The organism is Candidatus Eisenbacteria bacterium (assembly GCA_030017955.1).
Lineage (GTDB): Bacteria > Eisenbacteria > RBG-16-71-46 > JASEGR01 > JASEGR01 > JASEGR01.
Genome location: JASEGR010000171.1, coordinates 1 through 2,519, shown reverse-complemented (window position 1 = coordinate 2,519; position 2,519 = coordinate 1). Strand labels below are relative to the sequence as shown.

The following is a 2,519-nucleotide window of genomic DNA, read 5'->3' as shown; positions in this document are numbered from 1 at the left end:
GAATGTCCAGTAAGTCTGATCTCCTACCTTCACTTCACGATATGCGTTGGCAGGAATGAGCGCAACCAAGTCTTCGACACTGATGTGCGGCCCAGCCAGAGGGATGCGTTTTCCATCAGCATCCTTCAACACAAAACTGTTCGTTTCCAGGTTACGGTTCTTTTTGAGGATGCTAATCCAGTCTTTCTTGCGGCGGCTAAGAACAGCGATAAACCCTTCCGCCAGGTACCAACTGTCAATTAGAACCACGCTGAACGGCAGCTTGTGCCGTATGGCAGATTCCACGAGTTCCTTCGCCAGAGCGATTTTGGTCTGAAACTGTTGGTGTAAAGCCTGAAACTCCGGGTCTTGGAGCAAGACAGGATCAACGACTTTGTGAAACTGCACCCGTTCTTTTTTCTTCTTGGGAATCTTCCGCTCGGGAAAATGCTTATGCACGAACTTTTCCCAGCCGGTCACTTCTTCGTAACGGCGATACAGCCGCAGGTCTACCGGAAACCGCACCGGACCGCTTACGTAATGGCTGGTAACAGGATTATGCGCCAGCGGGTAGGTGTTAACCTTCAAGACATCGTAGAATCGCTAACATAGAAATCTTCAAGACATCGTAGAAAGTTCCTTAACAATCGAACCTTCAACACATCGTAGAATCCGGCCTACTCGGCTAACATTCACCTGCAACTGATCCCGATCGAAACAGGTGAAGAATATGAGTACAACCGAGTATGCCATCAGGAAAACAGCCGTTCATCTTTTGCGCAGTGGGAGGTCTCCCGCTGAAGTCACCCAAGAACTGAACTGTTCGCTGGCTTGGGTGTATAAGTGGCGAAAGCGTTTTTTCGCCGAACGAGATTGGCAAGCCCTTCATGACCAGCCGCGTGCTCCGAAACGTTGTCCCAAGAAACTCCCGGAAGCGGTTCGGCAAGCCATTCGCCAAGAGCGAAGCGAATTAGAGGCAGAAGCCGCTGAACCGGGGAAGCTCTCTTACATTGATGCGCATGCAATTTCCGCCCGCTTGCGAAAGAAGAAGGTCTCTCCTCTGCCCGGTATCACCAGCATTGAGCGGGAACTGCGGGCAGCAGAGATGACACGGCCTCGCAAGCCAATGGAGACAGTGGAAGTGGTTTATCCCCACTTGCACCCGACCCAGCCCATGCATCTGATTCAAGTGGACATTGTGCCGCACTATTTACGGGGCGGTCCTTGTGTTTCCTGTTTCAACGCTATCGACGTGGTTTCTCGTTATCCAACCGGACAGCAATCTCTTACCAAGCGTTCGGAGGATGCTGCGAATTTCCTGCTGTATGTCTGGAAAGAGATAGGCATCCCCGAGTTTACTCAGGTGGATAACGAAAGCTGCTTCAGCGGCGGCTTTACCCATCCAGGCGTCCTAGGCAAAGTGCTGCGTTTGGCCTTGCTGGTCGGAACGCAGTTGGTCTTCTCACCGATCCGCCATCCCGAAAGTAATGGCACCGTCGAGCGCTTTCATCAAGACTATTCAAAGAATGTCTGGAACAAGATCGAACTACCCGACTTACAGGCAGTCCAACAGCATTCGTCAGCTTTCTTCGCAGCCTACCGGCATAGCGAACACCACTCCGCCTTGAACGGACGTTGCCCGGCGGATCTTCATCCTGCTCAGGGCGCGTACAAGTTGCCAGCGGGTTTCTGTCTGCCAGACCGCCTACCTCTCACGGTTGGCCAGGTGCACTTCATCCGCCGAGTGAGCCAAGAAGGCAAGGCGATGATTCTGAACATGGATTGGGATGTGCCGCTAGCTCAGCCGGACCGAGGCGTTTGGGCTACCATTGAGTTCACTTTGCACGGAGCAACTCTGCGCTTTTATAATGCAGCCCCAGATGTCCGCGAGCGTACTTGTCTTGCGGAACGACCCTTCCCACTCAAAGAAGAGGTGCAGCCTCTGGTGGATGAGTTCCAACGCCCAATCGAAGTGGAGATGCCTTCGCTCTTCCGATCAGCGGTTGACCTCCCGATAGACAGCCTCTTCAGTCCGGTTTCTACGATGTTATGAAGGTTGGTTCAGTTAGTAAGGTTCAGATTTTTCTACGATGTTATGAAGGTTGACGGGTAGGTGTTATCGCCATGATTGTAATGACGGTCAATGTACTCGAACAAACTCCCAACATGTTCACACAAGGTATCATCCACAATCAATGCAGATCGGTCTTTCGCAAGGCGCACGCATTTCGTCTGGTGAAGCATATATTTGATCCGACGATCATTGACCTGCTCTTGGAACCAGTAATCGTTCGAGAAGTACCGCGACAAGTTGGTCTTATCGGCGCTCTCGACAACACACCGGGAAATATTCGCCATGCTTTTGTTGGGCAACACCATCAGCCCCGTGAGATAGTTTTCAAAGTGCTGAAACTGGCAGCGATTCTCGAACAGATCTCGGAAGGTCTCTGCATGGGCAGTCACAAGTGGCGCAGGTGCGATAATTGGTAGTTGCATCAGGTTTTATCCGCTTGAACAAGATGCCAGCGAGGGTATCACGT

3 protein-coding genes are annotated in these 2,519 nt (G+C 51.8%); 2 read left to right on the top strand and 1 reads right to left on the bottom strand.

Annotated features, from left to right (window positions below; all coding sequences use genetic code 11):
* Nucleotides 1-567: transposase (locus QME66_13350; GenBank protein ID MDI6809933.1), on the bottom strand; the 567-nt coding region annotated here is incomplete at its 3' end.
* A gap of 142 nt (nucleotides 568-709) precedes the next feature.
* On the opposite strand from QME66_13350, the gene QME66_13345 reads away from it, so the two are divergent.
* Both QME66_13345 and QME66_13340 read left to right on the top strand, forming a co-directional pair.
* Nucleotides 710-2,032, top strand: a complete 1,323-nt coding sequence (locus QME66_13345) for an integrase core domain-containing protein (protein ID MDI6809932.1) — start codon at nucleotides 710-712, stop codon at nucleotides 2,030-2,032.
* A 71-nt stretch (nucleotides 2,033-2,103) separates the two neighbouring features.
* Nucleotides 2,104-2,469: a hypothetical protein gene (locus QME66_13340; protein MDI6809931.1), complete on the top strand. Its 366-nt coding sequence runs from the start codon at nucleotides 2,104-2,106 to the stop codon at nucleotides 2,467-2,469.
* Nucleotides 2,470-2,519 lie beyond the last annotated feature (50 nt).

Bases quoted from the DNA above. Each gene is read 5' to 3' on its own strand.
- QME66_13345 (MDI6809932.1), top strand. From the start codon at position 710: ATGAGTACAACCGAGTATGCCATCAGGAAAACAGCCGTTCATCTTTTG.
- QME66_13340 (MDI6809931.1), top strand. From the start codon at position 2,104: ATGATTGTAATGACGGTCAATGTACTCGAACAAACTCCCAACATGTTC.